We start from the raw sequence: 20,463 nt of genomic DNA on the forward strand, positions 1-20,463 counted from the left end.
TTAATATTGAAAATTTAAAAATAAATGATTTGAAAATTCATATAAAAAATGGTGACATAAACGATTCTGAATTTACACTTGTAAACAAAAAAAATGATAAGGATTATTTTGTTAATTTATACTCCGTTGATTCTAATAACAGTGTTGTATTGAAGTTTCTAGCTGAAAAAGAAAAAACGGATAGTTGGGCACAGTATGATTCTTCTATTAATGCAGAGTATTTTTTTAATACGCTTGATTCTGTTAAAGAATTTATAATTAAGTTAGGTCATAGAGAATATACGATAATATCGACTGGGGTAAAAGAAATACAAAAACAGAAAGCAAATTATATAAAATGGAATAATGGTGAGTATGTTCAAATAGAATTCCCTTTTGAAAATGAAAATTTTGCAATTGTTGTTATACCAGATAGTGGAAAGGAAATTACAATTATTTATATATGATAGACAATGGGCCTATCGAGAATTATGGGTCTGTCAAGAGTTTTGTGTAAACGTAGTTAGAGGATAAGGCTCCCGAGGGGGGCAACATGCGTCTCAGCTTAAATGTGTTGCCCGACCCGATCCGGAAAGAAGACGGAAAGTTGGAGGAGCATCTGCCCCCAGTTTTGGACCCGCCCCGTCCATTTGCGAACCACATCCATCGTGGAAAGATAAAGCATCTTGAGCAGCGCTTCATTCGTAGGGAAGATACTTTTTCCTTTGGTGACTTTGCGGAGTTGGCGATGGTAGCTCTCGATCATGTTTGTCGTATAAATCAGCTTGCGGATTTCTGGCGGATACTTAAAAAAGGTCGCCAGTTCATCCCAGTTGGTGCGCCATGACCGGATAATGAGCAGGTACTCCACACACGTAATCAGAATGTCCTGGACGCCACGGTTTTTAAGGTCATTCAGCACGCTGAGCCAAAACTTCGCCGATTCATTTTCACCGATCCACATCCCCAAGACGTCCTTGTTGCCATCCAAGTCGATCCCAATGACCATTCCTTGATGAGCGGCACAATCTTATTCGTCACATTGGAGATCATCGTCGGCGAGACGTCAATGCCATACAACTGTTGCAGGTGGTCTTGAATCTCTCGCGTGCTGACGCCTTTGGCGTAGAGGGCAATGATTTGATCTTCGATGCCGGTTACATTGGATTCACGGTCTGCTCCTCCCGGAGCAGCTCCAGCACGACTTTACTTTTCGACTCCGCGGTGTATCGATTTCGCTTCTCCATAGCTTCATTATAACTTATTTATCACGCTTCCGTGTCTCAACCTATGGGAGCATTATACTACATCAAGGCTTGTTTACCGAATTCAGGCTGCGAAAGTTGAGCTATAAACTATGAAAACTATTTCATATTTTGAACCAAGTATTCCTGAGGTCGTTTTGTTGAACTATAGCGAACAGAGTCTATTTTTTATTTGAAAACGATTTCAAAATAGTCAAAAACTCCTATTGTAATTAAAAGGCTTATCTTGTATAACTATACTTGTTAACGCTTTCATCTATCCATTTAAGAAATCGATTTCATTCATTTTGTTCGGTCAAGAGACGGCAAAGCCGTTTACGCTTGTTATGGCAATGCTCTCTATCACGAAAGGAGGTGATGCACCAGGTAGGCAAGGAATCAGACACTTGATTTTCAAAAAACTAAACGAAAGGATGTTGTTGAATTGAAACGTTGGAAGAAAAGCGCAATCGCATTGCTGACTGCCGTTTTAGTCTCCGGAACATCGTACGGATCGCTTTCTGTCTATGCCGCCAATGAGCAAGCTGAAGTATGGATTTCTACATCTGACCCGTATACTGAACCGGCCGTCGGCTTAAGCCCGAATGCGAGGCTTACCCGCATTGGAGATAAAAACTTTAGCCGCAATGCCGGAAATGCAGACTTTACGATCACGGTAAATGAAGGAACTACCTATCAGCAAATGGATGGTTTCGGTGTATCGTTGACTGACTCATCGGCATGGCTGCTGAATTACAAGCTGGACAACAACAAGCGAGCCGAGGTTTTTGAGAGGCTGTTCGGATATACGGGTATCGGCCTCAGCTTGCTGAGACAGCCGATCGGCAGCTCGGATTTTGCCTGGGCCGCCTATACGTATGCCGATACGCCTAATGATACGGCTTTAAACAACTTTACAATTCAGCGTGACAGATACTATATTATTCCGATGGTGAAGCAAGCTCTGGCTAAAAACTCCAGAATCAAGGTAATGGGATCGCCATGGAGCGCTCCAGCATGGATGAAATATTCCAATACGCTTAACGGCGGCAAACTGAGAGCAGAGCACTATGGAACCTATGCCAATTACTTCAAAAAATACATTGAGGCCTACCAGGCTGAAGGAATTCCGATCTACGCTGTAACCATTCAAAACGAGCCGCAATATGAACCTTCACATTACCCGTCTATGGGGATGAACGTACAAGACCAAATCGGCTTTATCGGGGACTACCTGGGGCCGACTCTCCGCAACGCAGGCATTAATACAAAAATCATTGCATTCGATCATAACTTCCTCAACTGGAACTTCCCGAATTCGGTTATTAATTCTCTTAAAAATGCAGGAAAAGGACAATTTGTCGCAGGCAGCGCTTTCCACCACTACGATAGTGGCGATGGATCAACGATGACGTCGCTGCACAACAATCACCCGGATAAAGAAATTTGGTTTACAGAGGGCGGATTCGGCAACTGGAATGACCCTCAGAATGGCACGTCCCAAGGTTTTGATAATATGATTAACTCATTCATCAACATTACGAGAAACTGGTCCAAATCCATTATTACGTGGAATGCGGCGCTTGATCAAAGAGACGGTCCTGCGTTGTTGTCTCCGAATAACACCAACAAAGGGATGATCACGATTCAAAACTCTGACAATCGCAATGATTCGCCAGAGAACCGGGTTACTTATCACAAGCAATTCTACTTGCTGGGACACTTCAGCAAATTTGTAGTGCCAGGCGCTTATCGCATTGCCAGCAACACAGGCTCGGATATTAAAAGCGTTGCCTTCCGCAATCCGGATACATCCAAAGTAGTAGTTGCTTATAACTCTTCAAGTTCCTCCCGCAATGTTAAAGTTCAGTGGGGAGGCCAAAGCTTTAACGTCACCATCCCAGGCAAGTCTGTCATGACCTACAAGTGGTACGGAACGGTGTCTTAGTATTGCAGATCCGTTAAACAGGTTGATTTCCAAAAAGCGATATGGTAAGCTTACGGTAATTTGATGACAGGAGTTGAGCGGAATAATGTAAAATTTCTTGCTGATGATGAAACATAATAAAACCATTTTGCAGCGGTTTGGACGCGCGTGGTTTGTTATTTTCAGATGGCAAGAAAGTTGCTTATTCTTATCAACTCAAGCGAATACTCTCATTCCTGCTGCCCACAGTGAAACCTGAGCGGGATTTGACGTATGAATTTGAGCTACAAGAAAGTAACTTTCTTGTGGCTCTTATTTTTTTGAGAGGATGATCGTTAATGTCATTAATTAATGTTTCTAACCTGACGTTTGCCTACGACGGCAGCTACGATACTATTTTTGAGAATGTAAGTTTTCAGCTCGACACGGATTGGAAATTAGGGTTTACCGGGAGAAATGGGAGAGGAAAAACAACGCTGCTTCAATTGCTGCTCGGCAAATATGAATACAGGGGTACGATTTCATCGCAAACAAGCTTTGAATATTTCCCATTTCCCATTGAGAATAAGGGGAATCTCACGATAGAAGTTATAGAAGAGATCCACCCGGATTATGTCCACTGGGAAATGATGCGGGAGCTGTCATTGCTCAAGGTGTCGGATGATGTTCTGTATCGTCCTTTTAGCTCCTTGTCTAGCGGTGAGCAAACGAAGGTTATGCTGGCGGCATTGTTCCTGAAGGAAAACAGCTTTTTGCTTATAGACGAACCTACTAACCATCTGGATATGCAAGCGAGAGAAGTGGTCAGCCGTTATCTCCGTTCCAAAAGCGGTTTCATTCTCGTTTCTCATGACAGGGCGTTTCTGGATCATTGTGCAAACCATATTTTGTCAATTAACAAGACGAGCGTGGAGGTTCAAAAGGGGAACTTCTCAGCTTGGTGGGAGAACAAAGTCAAACAGGATCACTTCGAGCAGGCTGAGAACGAAAAGCTGATGAAGGACATCAAACATCTATCTGAAGCTTCCAAGCGAACAAGCAACTGGTCCCACGAAGTGGAAAAAACAAAAAACGGCACCCTGAATTCCGGCTCTAAGGTAGATAAAGGATACATCGGGCACAAGGCTGCAAAAATGATGAAGCGGTCCAAATCCATGGAGAAAAGGCAAGCGTCTGCGATTGAAGAGAAATCCAAGCTGCTTCAAAATATCGAAAGCTCGGAAAGCTTGAAGATTACTCAGCTTGTTTTTCACAAGCAACGGCTTGCAGAGTTGGATGATGTCTCGGTGTATTATGGAGAGCATCAAGCGTGTTCGCAGATAAGCTTCACAATCGAGCAAGGAGACCGGATTGCCCTCTCGGGCCCAAATGGCTCCGGGAAATCGAGTGTGATGAAGCTGATTTGCGGCGAGGAACTTGATTATACAGGCACGTTCCGCAAGGGAAGCCAGTTGAAAATCTCATATGTTTCCCAGGATACTTCTCATTTGCAGGGCAATTTGAAGGACTACGCCCGCAGCAACGATATCGATGAGAGCCTGTTCAAAGCGATCCTGCGCAAACTGGATTTCTCCAGACTGCAATTTGAGAAGGATATGTCCTCTTTCAGCGGCGGGCAAAAGAAAAAGGTGCTGATTGCCAGAAGTCTCTCTGAGCGTGCTCATATGCATATTTGGGATGAACCGCTTAATTTTATTGATGTGATTTCCCGGATGCAAATTGAGGAGCTGCTGCTGGAGCATTCTCCTACACTTTTATTTGTGGAACATGATAGCGAATTCTGCGTCAATATTGCGACTAAGGTTGTTGAATTTTAGAGGATCAAATGTGGTGCTATACCATCCACCGGCAATTGAGCTGGTAGTTCGCATGAATATTGACGAGCAGGCTCCAAGATTGGTACGATGGGCTTGTAATTTCGGATGAATAACCATCAAGGGAGTGGACAATTCTATGATCAATAAACTTGGCCAAATTATGCTGTATGTCAATGACCAGGATGCGGCAGTCGATTTTTGGACAACGAAGCTGGGATTTCAAGTCATTGCCGAAGAAAATAACGGACAGGGCCTGAGATGGATTGAAATTGCTCCTGCACAAGGCGCTGATACAAGCATTATCCTGCATAATAAGGAATTTGTGGCGAAAATGTCTCCGGGATTAAATTTGGGTACACCGTCCTTAATGTTCTTTACCGGCAATGTGGAAGAGCTTCATCGAGACTTGTCCAGTAAAAACATTAAAGTCGGGGACATTATAACGATGCCGACGGGCAAAGTGTTTAACTTCGCAGACCATGAAGAAAACTACTTTGCAGTTTTGGAGAAACAATAAGTTTTTGTCGTGCGTGTGAATGCTTATTCCAGCAGCCCTAACACTTCATACACCTTATTGGAAACAACGCCGTTCTGAAGCAAATGATGGTCGCGTTGAAATCTTCTGAGCGCTTCAGCCGTATCTGCACGGAACTTGCCGTTGCAGATCCCGTTATAGTAGCCGGCGCTTTTTAATCTGAACTGAATCAATTGTACATCACTGCCGACATCCCCTTGCGCCAAGTCCCTTAATTCATGATTGGTATCTCCCAGTACATGCCCGTATATCGTGACCTTTGTATGCACGGGCACCATGTCGTACAACTCCAGCACATCTCTATTGTGCATGCGGATACATCCGTGGCTGAGATGTTGCCCGATTGAGTACGGCTTATTGGTCCCATGAATGCCGTAGATGCCCCACGGGACATTTAACCCTAACCAGCGCGGTCCGAAAGCGCGTCCCCAGTTCTTCCCTTTGTAGATAATCATGTATTCCCCGACAGGGGTTGGGGTAGAGGGATTTCCGACTGCAACGTGGTATTCTTTCCACTTTTGGCCTTCCTTGAAGACCAGCAACCGATGATCAGCAGGATATACTTCAATTTCGAAGAGGGGAGAATCAGGCGAAGCTTCAGCAGCTTGTATCCCCGAACAAGATAAAATAATGACCAAACCTAATAGGATATACCATGCTCTGGTTAGTATTTTTCGTTTCATACAGATCTCCATCTTTTTTCCATAATGTTCCCAGAACAGCAATGTACCATTCACGGGGTTTCCTGGACGATTAATGAGGCTTTTGCGAAATTAGAGAAACCCTGTCACCTACAGGAACATTTCGGAATGCGGTTGAGATTAACTGGTAATTGGAATTATGAATTAAATATTTCATTATTAGTAAAGAAGATCTAGTCGCAAATGTTATAGAGCGATTGGATCTTCTTGCATGACCGTGGCATGAAGCACAAGAAAAGCGAGAAGGGGTGGAAAAATGGCGCGCGTTTTATTTGTGAGTGCGGGTTCAGAGGGGCACATTAACCCTACGATTGGAGTTGTGCAGGAGCTTGTATCGCGTGGAGAAGAGGTTGTATATGTTACGATTGAAGCTTTTCGTGAGCGTATGGAGAAGGCGGGAGCTTCCGTACGTACATTTGACGATCAAAAATTTATTAAGGCCTTCATCTCAGGCGGGAGAGACTATTTGCTCGAAAGAGTCAACGGACTTCTCCTTACGGCAGATATCGTCATACCAAGCATTCTGGAACAGATCAAGGGAGAGCATTTTGATTATATGATTCATGATTCCATGTTTGGCTGCGGACGATTGCTGGCCCAAATCCTTAAACTTCCCGCTATTAGCTCGTGTACAACTTTTGCGCAAACAAAAGAATCATTCGATTCCATGTTGAAACCATCAATTGCAGATGTCCCGGCAGAAATCCTTAGGCCGATTCATGATAAGTTTCACAAACTGACTGCAACGCTACAAAAGCAATATGATGTGGAGATTCATTCTCCTTATGAAGTTTTCTGTAATCCTGCACCATTTACAATCGTGTACATAACAAAGGAATTTCAGCCCGATGGAGAAGGATTTGACGAAACTTATAAATTTGTAGGTCCCTCCATTTCTTCACGTTTAACCAATGAACATTTTGACTTTGCTGCAATTCGGGAGACCAGCCCGATTTATATTTCACTGGGCACGGTGTTTAATCAGGCGCTGGATTTCTATAAGCTTTGTTTTCAAGCGTTCGGGGATACGGATCATACAATTGTAATGTCGGTCGGGAATAGAACCCGCATTTCTGATTTAGGGGAAATACCGAATAACTTCATCGTACAAAATTATGTTCCACAAACAGAAGTCCTGCCCTACACGAAATTATTTATTACGCATGGCGGGATGAACAGCACGAATGAAGGTCTCTATTACGGAATTCCGCTGCTGGTACTTCCGCAAAGCGCGGATCAGCCCCTGATCGCCAAGCAAGTCGAACATATCGGAGCAGGGATTTCCTTGCAAATGCAAAGCTTGACTGCCTCTCGGCTGCGAGAAGCGGCAGATCAGGTGTTAGCTGGGCCATCTTTCCGGGCAGCCGCTGAAAAAATCAGCGATTCGTTGCGCAAATCAGGTGGTTATCATCAAGCTGTTGATGAGATTTTCAAATTTAAACAACATGTATAAAATGGATGGAGAGCTTTTTTTTCGATCACTGTTAAAGACAGCGCAGCTCTCCGCTGGAGCCTAAAATAATATTGACAAGACACCAAATGGTGGCCTATAGTTAAAGTGACACTAAATGGTGTCTGATTAAGTTGTAATATCTCATTTGGCAAGTTGGAATCTGAATAAGCTTCACTGGAATCAACAAAATATTAGGAGAAGGTACTGTGAGTGAAAACAGGTTGCGGGATGTGTACGAGGCGATTGCAGACCCAACCAGGCGCCGACTGATTCGTTTGTTAGCCGAGTCGGAAGAGATGCCGCTCCATGAGTTAACGGCACAATTCCCGATGGGTCGGACGGCAGTATCCAAGCATTTGACCATCCTTAAAGAGGCTGGATTGGTACACGACCGGAAAGTCGGAAGGGAAACGCGTTTTAGATTAAATCCCTCTCCACTTAGAGAAGTGCAGGATTGGGTAGCATTCTACAGAAAGTTTTGGACCATGAACATGTTGCGCTTGAACCAACTATTAGAGGAGGAAGAAGAATGAGTTTGACACTATCTTTGGATTTTCAGTACACAACAACGATTGAGAAGCTTTGGTCCGCGATAACCGATCCGAGCAAGCTGGCCAAGTGGGTCATGGAAAATGATTTTAAACCCGTCGTAGGACATCGTTTTCAGTTCCGTACGGAGCCGAACGAGTGGTGGGACGGCATCATTGTCGGTGAAGTGCTTCTTGTGGACGAACCAAACCGGCTTTCCTACACGTGGGCCAGCGCAGGGGAGGAACATACGGTTACCTGGACGCTCCAGGATCTGGGGGACGGGAAGGTTAACCTTCATCTCGAACAGATCGGATTCTCCAACGCTCAAGGGCTCGAAGGAGCGAAATACGGCTGGACGGGCTGGAGCGGCCGACTTGCAAAAGTGCTGGAAGAATAGTTACGCACACGAACGAAAGGATGTTAGGAATGATTCAATCTTCTCAAGAATATATTGCAATCTCGTCTGCGCGGGAGAACAATCTCAAGAACGTATCCTTGCAAATTCCCAAGCGGAAGATTACGATTTTCACCGGGGTCTCTGGATCGGGCAAGTCTTCCATCGTTTTCGATACGATAGCCGCAGAATCCACGCGGTTGCTGAATGAGAACTTCAGCATGTTCGTCCGTAATTTCCTGCCGCGCTATCCGCAGCCGGATGCGGACGCGATCGAGAACCTGAGCATGGCTGTCATTGTGGATCAGAAGCGGCTTGGCGGCGGCTCCCATTCCACAATGGGTACGATTACCGATATTTCCCCCATTCTTCGTTTACTCTTCTCCAGGGTGGGACAACCCTATATTGGACAAGCGAACATGTTCTCCTTTAATGATCCGCAAGGCATGTGTCCGGAATGCAACGGAATCGGTCGCAAACTAGGTGTTGACATGAGCAAGGCGCTGGACAAGTCCAAGTCGTTGAGGGAAGGCGCCATCATGCTGCCGGACTATTCGGTGGACAGCTTCGATTGGACAATGGTCGTGCAGTATAGGCCCTTCGATCCTGACAAAAAGTTGAGCGATTATTCGGATGAGGAACTGGAGCAGCTTCTATACGGCAAGGCGAAGAAAGTCGAGGTGCAGTTCGGCGGAAAGGCAGTGAATATTACGGTGGAAGGCGTCATCGAGAAATTCACTAACAAGTACATCAAGCGAGACGTGAAGACGATGTCCGAACGCACGCAAAAAGCTGTTGCGCCTTACATCACGGAGGGACCCTGCTCAAGCTGTTGCGGCGCCAGGCTCAGTCAAGCTGCGCTCAACTGCAAAATCAATGAACTGAACATAGCCGAGATGTCTTCCATGGAGGTCGGCCAGCTTATCAGAGTTATCCGGGAGATTGATCATGCTGTCGCCGCGCCGATTGTTAAATCACTGACGGAACGGCTGCAGCATCTGGTGGATATTGGACTGGATTACTTGACACTGGATAGAGAAACGGATACATTGTCCGGCGGGGAATCTCAGCGTGTCAAGATGGTGAAGCACCTGAGCGGAAGTCTGGTCGATGTCACGTATATCTTTGATGAGCCGAGCGTCGGCTTGCATCCCCGTGATGTACACCGGCTAAATGAACTGTTGCAGAAGCTCCGGGACAAAGGCAATACGGTCATTGTCGTTGAACATGATCCCGATGTAATCAAGGTAGCGGACCATGTTATCGATGTTGGACCGTACGCTGGAAGCCGCGGCGGCACTATTGTGTATGAGGGAAGCTATCAAGGGCTGCTGGAAGCAGATACACTCACTGGCACCCATATGAAAAGGCCGCTTGAGCTGAAGCGGGATTGCCGACAGCCATCCGGCAAGCTGTCCACTCAGAATGCCACCTTGCACAACCTGCAGAACGTCAGTGTAAATATTCCAACGGGCGTACTGACAGTAGTTACGGGCGTCGCAGGTTCGGGCAAAAGCACGCTCATTAACGAAGTATTCCTCAGCCAGCATTCGGATGCTATCGTCATCGACCAATCCGCCGTAGGGGTATCAACACGTTCGAATCCCGCGACCTACACGGGCATTATGGATGATGTGCGCAAGGCGTTTGCTTCGGCAAACAAGGTGAACCAGGGTTTGTTCAGCTTCAATTCCAAGGGAGCTTGCGAGAATTGCCAGGGCCTGGGCGTTGTGTATACGGACCTTGCATTTCTGGAAAGCGTGAAGCTGCCATGCGAGGTTTGCGGAGGCCGACGATTCAAGGAGGAAGTGCTCGCGTACAAGCTGAACGGAAAGTCAATTGCAGAAGTGCTGGAGATGACCGTGGAGCAGGCCTTGGAGTTCTTTCAGTTGAAAGAGGTTGTCCGCAAGTTGCAAGCAATGAGCGATGTGGGGCTGAACTATATTACCCTTGGCCAGCCGCTCAGCACGCTCTCTGGCGGGGAATGCCAACGCATCAAGTTGGCAAGCGAACTGCATAAGAAGGGCAGCATTTATGTGATGGACGAGCCGACAACTGGCCTGCATATGTCAGATATCGGTCACCTGCTGGAGATCATGAACCGTCTCGTAGATGCCGGCAATACGGTAATTGTCATTGAGCACAACCTTGATGTGATCAGCCAGGCGGATTGGATTATCGATATGGGACCGGACGGAGGCAGCAAGGGCGGTCAGGTGGTATTTGAAGGCACACCAACTCAGATTGTTTATGCGGAACAGTCGATTACAGGACAATACTTGAAATCGTAACTACTTGAAATCGTAACCTAATCAAAGGATCATTTCTCGTCCTGGGCTTACAGGGGAGCAATGATCTTTTTGTGTTGCTTGCGCAGGAAAGAAAGAATTTATTGTTTAATAGATAATTCCTATTTGATTAATCGGATATAGGATGGTAAATTAAGGGTGTAACACTAAATATAGAGTGGATAAGAGAAAAATGGAGGGATGAGAGTGTACGCTGAAATCGCTGAACAGAAGATCAACCAGTTAAAAAGCAAAGGGCATTACCGGGAGTTTGTAACCATTAATCGAATTTGCTCGCAGTATCCACTGGCTAATGTGAATCAACAGGAAGGCCGTCCCGCAGTTGTATGGTGCAGCAACGATTATTTGGGAATGTCGCAGCATCCGAAAGTATTGGAGGCCATGCATGAAGCGATTGAACGGTATGGCGCTGGTTCAGGCGGTTCAAGAAACATCGGAGGAACGCACCACTACTATACGCAGTTGGAAGCCTCACTCGCGGAATGGCATGGCAAGGAGGCTGCGTTGGTATTCCCGACAGGTTATGGTTCCAATGATGCGACGATTCAGTGCTTGACGCGTATTTTCCCGGATTGCCTGATTTTCTCCGATGAGTTGAACCATGCTTCCATCATTAATGGAATCACCGCCTCCAAGGGAGACAAACTGATTTTCCGGCACAACGATGTCCGCCATCTGGAGGAATTGCTGGCATCTGTTCCGAGAGAACGAGCCAAGATCATTTTCTTCGAATCCGTGTACTCTATGGATGGCGATGTGGCGCCTATTCGGGAAATTGCAGCTTTGGCCAAAAAGTATAATGCGTTGACCTTCCTGGATGAAGTGCATGCTATCGGCATGTATGGTCCATACGGAGCCGGTATTGCCGCTCAACTGGGCGTAGCCGATCAAATTGATTTTATTCAAGGGACGATGGCAAAAGCTATTGGCGTGATCGGCGGTTTTATCGCTGCTTCAGCGGTACTGATTGATTCCGTCCGTTCCTTCGCTTCCGGCTTCATCTTCACAACTTCTCTGCCTCCGGCCATCGTCGCCGCTTGCCTCACCAGTGTAGAGCATCTGAAGCGGTCAGAGTGGGAAAGAAGCGGTCTGCATGAGAAGACGCGAAAGTTGAGAAATGCTCTATCTGCCAGAGGAATCTCTGTGATGGAATCCAGTCAAACGCATATCCTTCCGATCAAGATTGGAGATGCCGAGAAATGCAAAGCGGCGGCGAAGCGCTTGCTTGAACATCACGGAATCTATCTTCAGCCGATCAATTCTCCGACAGTACCTGCGGGCACGGAGCGGTTTCGGGTCAATGTAACACCTAATCATACGGATGAGCAAATTCGCCATCTGGTCGATGCGCTTGCGGAGGTCTTCGCATATTTCGATATCCTGACTCCGGCAGTAGCGGTGTAGGCAAGGGGAGAGCTTATCGATGCAGACGAAAAGTCCGGTAGTGGCAAGAAGAGCCGAAGAGAAGGATATTGAGAGGCTGATTGAATTGAGAAAGCATCTCCTTAGCGGAGGAGATGGGCATTATGCCGCACAATCCCCTGAAGAGGAGTTGGCCTGGCAAGACAGCTACCGCAGGTGGCTGCACAAAAATTTGCGAGATAACCCGACAGTGCTGATTGCCGCTGCTTCCTCGGACGCAGCAGACGGAATTGTCGCATGCGCGATTGGCGTCATTGACGAGCGAGCGCCGATGAAGGGAATTTTAAACGGACGCTCCGGCTGGATTCAAACCGTCGTTGTTGATCCCAAGTGGCGCAGGCAGGGCATAGCGGAGCAAGTGATGGACTACCTGCTGTCATGGTTTCGGGAACAAGAGGTCGGTAAAATTGTCCTGCAAACGACAATCGTCGCTAAATCTTTATATGGAAAGCTGGGATTTGAAGAAACAGGTGAAGATCTTTTATACAAACAACTGTCCTGAGGGGAGTAGAATAAAGGAATGAATGTGCTGATCATCGGACTAGGCTATGCGGGAACACGGTTTTACAATGCTTTTAAACAAATTGAATTGCCTGGCAACGAAGAGATTGAGGTCGCATATGTTGGCAGGAAAAAACGCCGGTTGGATTTAGCTTACTATACGAGCATTGCTGCGGCGCTTAAAGAATTCCGCCCGCAAATTGTTGTGGTTAGTGTAAATGATGGCAGTCATGCGGAAGTCATTACCCAGCTTAGCGGTTACAAGGGTTTTGTGATCTGTGAGAAACCATTTGCCGGCGTACATGATAACCTGGATGTGCTGGAATCCAGTTTAGCCCATATTTCGGGCTTTGCCCTTGACCTTGTCGAGCGCTACTCAGATACCACTATCGCATTAAAACAGTACGTGGCGAAAAGACAGCTTCGGCTGCTGCGGGCTAATTTTTACTGGGGAAAAGACCGAATTCACGATCTCCGGCCTACCAGCGGGGTCATTAGCGAAATCATTCACCCGCTTGATCTTGTGCAATGGATCTGCGCGCCCAATGAGGAACTGCAGCTGCAAGAAAGCCAGGGCATTCGTTCCGATTTCTCCATCTCAGGAGATGATGTGCTCGACAGCGCATCGATTACAGCAGCGCTTCAAAAAGCCGTCATTACCGGGTACAGCAGCTTTGTGAACATCAACCGCAAACGGGAGATCGATCTTGTGTTCGCCTCGCCCGACGAGCGGCTTGTGTATGCTTCGCTGATCTATGATACGCCTGCCTGGGATTTCGACCAGCTGCGGGTGTGGGAGAAGGGCTTGACGGGAGACCGGACCATTCTGGACATTCAGACTGGAGAAGAGGAGACCAGACCCGAACTGCTTACGATCCGCAAGCTGACTCGGCTAGCGTTGGATGCCGCGCATTTTGCCCACAGCGGGAAGGCTCCCGCGCAGCCATTTGCTGATCTGCAAACAGCGTTGAAGCTGCAAAGATTGCTGAACCGGATCGATCACAGTTCAAGAACGCTTGGTCCGGTACAGTACGTGGTAGGCGCTGAAAGAGAATCTTATTATGATGAAAGCAATCTGGAACGCCTTGGTTAAGGCAAACGCCAAGGCTGATCTGACTATTATGAAACAGGCGAGGAAATAGGTGTGCAAAAAGTCATTCTTCTTTCATTTGGCATGTTCGCACTAGGATTGGATGCCTACGTAATTGCGGGTCTGCTTCCCCTGATGGAAGCGGATTTCCGTCTTAACACATCCCAGATGGGGCAGGCGGTCAGTGTTTTTACCCTTTGTTATGCGCTGGCCGCCCCGATTTTTGCTACGCTGCTCGCAGGCAAGCCTGTGCGCCGGACGCTGCTGATCGCGCTCGCTGTTTTCACTGTGGCTAATGCCGTCACAGCGATTGCTCCTAACTTTACGCTGCTGCTCCTTTCCCGGGCTCTTGCCGGTATTGGCGCCGGACTGTATTCTCCCTTGGCCGCCGCGGCTGCCGCATCTCTGGTTGCGCCAGAGATGCGGGGACGCGCGCTTGGAACAACGCTCGGCGGCATGAGTATGGGAACAGTAATTGGCGTTCCCGTCGGTCTGTTGATTGCCGAGCAAGTTGGCTGGAGAGGAACTTTATGGGTCATTACTGCGCTTGGCATAGTCGCTATCGTGGGGATTCTGCTTCGTTTTCCGGATTTCCCTTTATCTGCGCCTCCGGGCCTGCGCCAGCGTTTGAGCATGATGGCCAACGGGCGGGTGGCTGCCATTGTGGGCATTACATTTCTGACCAGCGTAGCGAGTCTGGGGCTGTATACGTATGTTTCCTCCATCCTGCAAGAATTGGCCGGGATTCAAAATATTACGGCCTATCTCTGGGCATGGGGAATTGGCGGGGTAGTCGGCAGCTTATTTATCGGTTCCCTGATTGACCGCACCAAAAAACCGGGAATACTGATGGCCGGGATTCTAACGATTATGGCCATTGCGATGTTCAGTCTGCCGTTCAGCCTGCACTATGCATTGCTCGGTTTCATTCCCTTTTTCCTGTGGGGTGTGACGGGATGGGCCTCACAAGCGCCGCAGCAGCATACGCTGTTGCAGTTGCAGCCGCAGCAAGGGGCGTCAGCTGTTGCCCTGAACAGTTCCGCCAATTATTTGGGCAGCTCTGTCGGCGCTTCGCTTGGCGGAGCCGTCCTGCTGATCGGCATTACACCGTCACAGCTTCCTTATTTGGCCGGGGTTGTTGTTGCCGCAGCGTTAATTGGACAGGGACTGCTCCTTTCAAGGAGAAAAGTCGAGAAAGAGCAGGCGGCTGAGTTTCATCAATGATCATGTTTGTGTATTTCAAGCTGTATAGAGGGTGGTTTAGCTCATGGTGAGCTAACCACCCTCTTTTTATTTTTGACAGTTGGCCCAAGGGGTGAGAGAATGGACAAAAACCATTTTGGAGGCCTGTTCATGAATCAGCGTTTTCGGATTACACGATCCATGCAAGAAACGGAGCAAACTATATCATTGGAAGAGTGCCAACACTATTTCGCATCCAAGCCTGACTTTACGTACTCCCAGGTTCTTACGGTCAAAGGACCGGATAGCACCATGTCTATCGAAGGGGATTTTTTTATGTGGAAGCTTGCGAACGCGGAAATTCCTTTCCGGCTTTACATGGGGGATTTATACGTAGCCATTTCAACTGAAGCTATCGTTCCCAAAATGATTGAAATTGCAACAGATCTGCACGCGGATGTGGTTGAAGGGTAGCTTGCGGTGCCGGAACTGTTAAGATAAATTCAACGTAAACTCAATTTTTACATCTTTGGCGAGTATATTTTATACTGCGGTTATACAATAATCCTGTAAGCAGCATTTTACAAAGGAGCGTTGTATGAAGTGCGCATCAATCAGACCAGAATACTTGCAGGCGAATACATCGATCTAGTGCCTCTGGATGCAAGTCATGCCACGGCTTTGATTCAGGTGTTAGGGAATCAGGAAATTTGGGAATTCACCTGGAGAAGCATTACAACCAGGGAACAGGCGGAGCAGCTTATCGACACAGCGCTGGTGAGCGAGGCCAACGGAACAGCCATACCTTTTACAATCATGGAGAAAGCAACCGGACGCATTATTGGCACCACACGCGTCATTCACTTGGATTTCACTCATCACAACGCGGAAATAGGCTGCACCTGGATTTCACCGGAGTTTTGGAGAACGAGAGTCAACACGGAAGCCAAGTCCTTGCTGCTGCATTTTTGTTTTGAAGAGCTGGAACTGCTGCGTGTGCAGTTTTCGGTTGGAGCTTATAATTTGAGATCGCAAAAAGCCGTCGAGCGCCTGGGGGCGGTCAAGGAAGGCCTTTTGCGCAAGCACAGGGTCAAGTCTGACGGTACCATACATGATAATATCGTGTACAGCATCATTGATACCGAATGGCCAGAGGTGAAGGCGAATTTGCATTACCTGTTGAATGTGAAGTATGACGGTGGAAAAGCGACAATGTAAGAATAGAAGTAAAGGAACCCCTCAAATGCGATGGGCATAAGCTGATCTATATCGATTTGAGAAGGGGTTTGCTTATGAATCCTTATACTCCCTATCCCCAAGGCGGTTGGTTCTGGCCGCATGGCCGCACGGGATTTAATGAAAGCAACCGTCTGGCAGCACAGCAGCGGCTTATCTTCGTGCTTGTGCATGGCTCCTGGGCCGATGCTCGCTTTTGGGACGGCGTAGCGGCTGTCCTGCAAAGTAGGGGGCATACCGTCTATGCGCCGGAATATGCAGGTCACGGCAATGATCCGAACAAAAAGGTCACGCATGCGATGATCACAAAGTCCGTCGTCTATTTTATTACGAAACTGAATCTGCGCGATATCATTCTCGTCGGGCACAGCTTTGGCGGAACGGTCATCCAGAAGGTTGCTGAACAGGTACCGGATCGCATTAAACGCCTCGTATTCTGGGACGCATTCGTACTGAAAGACGGCCAGTCGCTTGCTGATGAGCTTCCTCCCCAGACAAGGCAAATTTTCGAGCATCTCAGGGCCGAATCGAAGGACGATACGATCATGCTTCCGTTTCCGGTATTTCGGGATTTGTTCGTCAATACAGCCAGTCTGGAGGAAGCCAAGCAGATGTATGCGGCAGTCACTCCGGAACCGGCCGGGCCGCTTTTCGAGAAGCTGGATCTTAAAGCGTTTTACAGGCTGCCTACACCTAAAGGCTATGTCTATTTTTATCAAGACAATGCGCTTCCGCAAGGCGAGGGCTTCGGCTGGAATCCGCATATGTCTACAAGGCTTGGCTTGTTCCGTCTGATCGTCGGTGACGGCGACCATTTTACGGACACCCGTACAAGGCCTGAAATGGTAGCGCAGAAGCTATATGAAGCGGGCCGAGACTGACAAGGTCAATCAACCCTTCAATTTGCTAATTGATAGGGCGTATAGACAAATATATTGAAAGCGTATATGATTAGTTCGAATAATTGCATAGAGCAAGATATAATGAAGGTGCAGACATCCCGAGCGGATACATGCAAAGGGCATACCGATATAAGCCAGAGCGGTCCCGCCGCCCATCTGTTGGGTGGCTTTTTTGTTGCGTTTGCGATCAAAAATACGTGAAAAGGAAGGATTAAAATGATTCATTATCATTTTTCAAGACCGGCTATGGTCTCTTTACTGTGTGTAATGCTAGCTTTTTCTTCATTGGGATCATTCATTATTCCGGACAATCCGGCTAATGCGGCAACTGGAGTCAGCGAAGTTTCCGTTCTTAACGACCCGTTCAAGCTTTACGCGGATGCTACCGACATTTCGGACTGGGCGGTTGATGCGATTGGAGAAGCGGCCGAACTGAATATTTTGCAAGGCAGCAACGGGGCTTTCCGCCCAAAATCAGCCATAACGAGAGCTGAATTCACAACAATAATAACGAGTGTAGTTGGATTGGCTGTGAGCACGGACAACGCAATCCATTTCCGCGACGTCTCCCGCCAAGACTGGTTCTATCCGTATGTAAATGCGGCAAGCAAAGCGGGAATTGTAGCCGGATATGGCGATGAGTTCCGACCCAACCATAAGCTTACCCGTGAACAGTTGGCCGTCATGTTGTCCAGAGCAATGGGCCTGCCAACTAACGTGCAGGTTCCTGAATTTGACGACGTGTCCACAATCTCGAACTGGGCTGCTGATAACGTAAAGACTGTCGTGGCGCTCGGACTTATGTCGGGGTGGAATAGCCGGTTCCATCCAGACGCAGAGGTAACCAGAGAAATGGCGGCCGTTGTGGCTATGAGAGTGTACCACTTCCAAAAAGATGATTCGGGGAAAGCACATCAACCCGATTTTAAGACCGCTGTAGTCGAAAAGCAGATCAAAGCGACAGCGGCATTTTTGCGGAAATCCGTCACTAACCCGACCATAGGATCGATTGGCGGCGACTGGACGGTATTGGGCTTGGCGCGTTCCTATGTTGGAGCTCCCGACGTCTATTATGACAAATATTATACGAATGTTGAAAGCATACTGAAGGAAAAGTCTGGCAAGCTTCATGCGGTAAAGTATACGGAGTATGACCGGGTCATATTGGGTTTAACTGCCATTGGAAGGAGTGTCGAGGACGTTGCTGGCTATAACTTGCTGAACTGGCTAGCCGATTACGACACATTGATCAAGCAAGGAATAAATGGCCCGATTTTTGCTTTGATCGCACTGGACAGCAAAGCTTACGATATTCCCGTTGTTCCAGCAGTAAAGACACAAACCACAAGACAATTGCTGATCAGCTTTATCCTGGAGAGAGCAATCATTGGGGGAGGGTGGGCATTGAGCGAGACCCCGTCGCAGCCGGACCCTGACATTACGGCGATGGTGATCCAAAGCTTGACACCCTATTACAAAACGAATACAGATGTGCAGGCTGCGGTAGACCGCGCCCTGGTTTGGTTGTCCAAGGCTCAGGCGACCAATGGCGGGTACGCCAACGGGGTAACCGTTAGTTCCGAAAGCACAGCTCAAGTTGTCGTTGCATTGAGCGGCCTTGGGATTAACCCGCATACAGACGCCAGATTCGTCAAAAACGGCAGATCAGTTATTGATGCTTTACTCAGCTTTGCCGCTGCTGATGGAGGTTTTTATCATGTAAAAGCTGGCGGCGTTGATAATGGAGGGGCGAAGCCCGGTGAAGTTGATCTGATGGCTACAGATCAGTCCATGTATGCTCTTGTAGCCTATAACAGGTTGATCAAAGGACAACCTCGCTTATACGATATGATCGATGTAGAAACAGTCGGCAGAAATTGAAGCGAGGCAGCCAAAGTGTGAAAGGATTCTGTATTTCCTTTTCGTTGTTGCCCAGCCGTTTTCGCGTGTTCCAATCGAAGCGGTGCGCGTTACAGGGAGAAGAGGCTGAAAAAACATATATAACATGACAAGGCGCCCCATATTGTAGCGCCTTGTTTCTTTATTTATACGACTCGCTGAACATTTATTACGGCTCCTGTGCCAAAGATTGCGAAGAAAAAGTCCAAATCGTCCGTAGCCGATATTTGAATGCTCAGATCATCTCCAGCAATGAGCGTGAAATAGTTATTTATTGCAAAAGTTGTTGATGTATCTGGTAGAAACTGTAGCGTCTGAGCCATACTCGTTTGTCCTGTACCATTTATCGCCAAATTAACGGTAACAGTTGTTCCTTGTAATGTATTTCCCAAGACTAAAATACTTATAAAATAAGTTCCGGATTCATTAACGGTTATAGTACCGGGTGCTGTGAACGTAACATTTGCCGACACATTGGAAGGTTGATCAAGCGGTACTTGTAGTGGTGTAGCAGTCAAAGCGATGGATCCTGTGTTTGTCTGTAGGTATGAACCAAAAACACTTACTATCCCCCCTGTCGCACCGGTAACGCCTGTCGCGCCCGTTGCCCCGGTGGCTCCTGCATCACCCGTAGCCCCCGTTGCGCCTGCTCCCGTCGGCCCTGTCGGCCCCGAAGGCCCGGTTGCCCCCGTTACGCCGGTAGCTCCGATCGGCCCGTTGGAAATCGGCGTTTCCAGAACCGATTCCAGCTTCGATTGTAGAAGCCATTCCTTTTTCGTCAGTTCGCGTAGCGTGTCCCTTACGCTTGCGTTAATGGCCAGCAAGTCGGAAATCGTTGCCGGAGGCGATGAAACGCCGGGTAGAGTTCCCAGAACGTACTGAATTTTTTCCCCTTCTGCATTGATAATGTGGCTCATCCCCAGCTCTTCCAGGGCAATGGACGAAAGCAGCAAATTGACGGCATCATCTCTTGTTATCGTTATTGTAGGGGTAATATTCGGAATATTCGCTTGTGACATGAAGAGTGCTCCTTTCAAAATATAATTGCTTTCTTCTTAACATATTTGTTTTGTCTATGAACGGTTTGTGTAAAATGGTAATTAAAAAATAAATAGATTAAAAATCTAAAAAAACTGTCTTGACATCTTGTAGCACCATAGAATCCGCCGAACACTCGAACTGCTAAGTGTAAGGGATTCATGTTCTTCGAGCAGTTCGGCGAAATGACAACTGTTGCTGCCGTGATATTTGGTTATGTAAGGACGTATAGACAAATGTATCAAAAGCGTATATGATTAGCTCTGATAATTTCATAACATCGAAATAAAGGTGCAGGCATAC

The 20,463-nt window shown here is 47.4% G+C and carries 18 protein-coding genes and 1 pseudogene; 16 read left to right on the top strand and 3 right to left on the bottom strand.

What is annotated here, in order from left to right; genetic code table 11:
- The coding region (locus JFN88_RS15340) for a hypothetical protein (RefSeq protein ID WP_199020152.1) at positions 1-446 on the top strand (446 nt) is incomplete at its 5' end.
- Between the two features lie 98 nt (positions 447-544).
- Here JFN88_RS15340 and JFN88_RS15345 read toward each other — a convergent pair.
- Positions 545-1,149 (bottom strand): annotated as a pseudogene (locus JFN88_RS15345) (transposase); the annotation flags it as partial.
- A gap of 519 nt (positions 1,150-1,668) precedes the next feature.
- Between JFN88_RS15345 and JFN88_RS15350 the strand changes: the two are divergent.
- The 3 genes from JFN88_RS15350 to JFN88_RS15360 all read left to right on the top strand — a co-directional run bounded on the left by JFN88_RS15350 (position 1,669) and on the right by JFN88_RS15360 (position 5,484).
- Positions 1,669-3,171, top strand: a complete 1,503-nt coding sequence (locus JFN88_RS15350; protein WP_199020153.1) for a glycoside hydrolase family 30 protein — start codon at positions 1,669-1,671, stop codon at positions 3,169-3,171.
- A 317-nt stretch (positions 3,172-3,488) separates the two neighbouring features.
- Positions 3,489-4,967 (top strand): Lsa family ABC-F type ribosomal protection protein, encoded by a 1,479-nt coding sequence (locus JFN88_RS15355; RefSeq protein ID WP_199020154.1) that lies wholly within the window; start codon positions 3,489-3,491, stop codon positions 4,965-4,967.
- A 136-nt stretch (positions 4,968-5,103) separates the two neighbouring features.
- Positions 5,104-5,484 carry a VOC family protein gene (locus tag JFN88_RS15360; protein ID WP_199020155.1) on the top strand — a complete coding sequence of 127 codons (381 nt, stop codon included), beginning with the start codon at positions 5,104-5,106 and terminating at the stop codon, positions 5,482-5,484.
- 23 nt (positions 5,485-5,507) lie between these two features.
- Here JFN88_RS15360 and JFN88_RS15365 read toward each other — a convergent pair whose 3' ends face one another.
- A complete protein-coding gene (locus JFN88_RS15365; RefSeq protein WP_199020156.1) occupies positions 5,508-6,185 on the bottom strand; it encodes a L,D-transpeptidase family protein in 678 nt (225 codons plus the stop codon).
- Between the two features lie 274 nt (positions 6,186-6,459).
- Here JFN88_RS15365 and JFN88_RS15370 point away from each other — a divergent pair, with 274 nt between their 5' ends.
- The 12 genes from JFN88_RS15370 to JFN88_RS15425 all read left to right on the top strand — a co-directional run bounded on the left by JFN88_RS15370 (position 6,460) and on the right by JFN88_RS15425 (position 19,104).
- Positions 6,460-7,656, top strand: coding sequence for a macrolide family glycosyltransferase (locus tag JFN88_RS15370; protein WP_199020157.1), 1,197 nt, complete (start codon positions 6,460-6,462; stop codon positions 7,654-7,656).
- Between the two features lie 206 nt (positions 7,657-7,862).
- Complete coding sequence (locus JFN88_RS15375; protein WP_199020158.1) at positions 7,863-8,189, top strand: ArsR/SmtB family transcription factor; 327 nt, start codon at positions 7,863-7,865, stop codon at positions 8,187-8,189.
- Positions 8,186-8,584, top strand: coding sequence for an SRPBCC family protein (locus JFN88_RS15380; protein ID WP_199020159.1), 399 nt, complete (start codon positions 8,186-8,188; stop codon positions 8,582-8,584). The genes JFN88_RS15375 and JFN88_RS15380 overlap by 4 nt, the downstream gene beginning before the upstream one ends.
- Before the next feature lie 29 nt (positions 8,585-8,613).
- Positions 8,614-10,872, top strand: a complete 2,259-nt coding sequence (locus JFN88_RS15385; protein ID WP_199020160.1) for an ATP-binding cassette domain-containing protein — start codon at positions 8,614-8,616, stop codon at positions 10,870-10,872.
- A gap of 204 nt (positions 10,873-11,076) precedes the next feature.
- Positions 11,077-12,294, top strand: coding sequence for a 5-aminolevulinate synthase (gene hemA / locus JFN88_RS15390; protein ID WP_199020161.1), 1,218 nt, complete (start codon positions 11,077-11,079; stop codon positions 12,292-12,294).
- Between the two features lie 19 nt (positions 12,295-12,313).
- On the top strand, positions 12,314-12,814 hold the full coding sequence (locus JFN88_RS15395) for a GNAT family N-acetyltransferase (protein ID WP_199020162.1): 501 nt from the start codon (positions 12,314-12,316) through the stop codon (positions 12,812-12,814).
- 18 nt (positions 12,815-12,832) lie between these two features.
- Positions 12,833-13,906 (top strand): Gfo/Idh/MocA family oxidoreductase, encoded by a 1,074-nt coding sequence (locus JFN88_RS15400; RefSeq protein ID WP_199020163.1) that lies wholly within the window; start codon positions 12,833-12,835, stop codon positions 13,904-13,906.
- Between the two features lie 51 nt (positions 13,907-13,957).
- Positions 13,958-15,127: an MFS transporter gene (locus JFN88_RS15405; protein WP_199020164.1), complete on the top strand. Its 1,170-nt coding sequence runs from the start codon at positions 13,958-13,960 to the stop codon at positions 15,125-15,127.
- Positions 15,128-15,256: 129 nt separating this feature from the next.
- A complete protein-coding gene (locus tag JFN88_RS15410; protein WP_199020165.1) occupies positions 15,257-15,559 on the top strand; it encodes a hypothetical protein in 303 nt (100 codons plus the stop codon).
- Positions 15,560-15,688: 129 nt separating this feature from the next.
- Positions 15,689-16,303, top strand: a complete 615-nt coding sequence (locus tag JFN88_RS15415; protein WP_199020166.1) for a GNAT family N-acetyltransferase — start codon at positions 15,689-15,691, stop codon at positions 16,301-16,303.
- Positions 16,304-16,377: 74 nt separating this feature from the next.
- Complete coding sequence (locus JFN88_RS15420) at positions 16,378-17,202, top strand: alpha/beta fold hydrolase (RefSeq protein ID WP_199020167.1); 825 nt, start codon at positions 16,378-16,380, stop codon at positions 17,200-17,202.
- Positions 17,203-17,439: 237 nt separating this feature from the next.
- Positions 17,440-19,104, top strand: a complete 1,665-nt coding sequence (locus tag JFN88_RS15425) for an S-layer homology domain-containing protein (RefSeq protein ID WP_199020168.1) — start codon at positions 17,440-17,442, stop codon at positions 19,102-19,104.
- Between the two features lie 164 nt (positions 19,105-19,268).
- Here JFN88_RS15425 and JFN88_RS24610 read toward each other — a convergent pair whose 3' ends face one another.
- The gene (locus JFN88_RS24610) at positions 19,269-20,141 is read right to left on the bottom strand and encodes an alpha-helical endospore appendage domain-containing protein (protein ID WP_233167906.1); all 873 of its coding nucleotides are present in this window, start codon (positions 20,139-20,141) and stop codon (positions 19,269-19,271) included.
- Between the last annotated feature and the right edge of the window lie 322 nt (positions 20,142-20,463).

Origin of the sequence: Paenibacillus roseus (assembly GCF_016424485.1) — a bacterium.
Taxonomy (GTDB): Bacteria; Bacillota; Bacilli; order Paenibacillales; family Paenibacillaceae; genus Paenibacillus_D; species Paenibacillus_D roseus.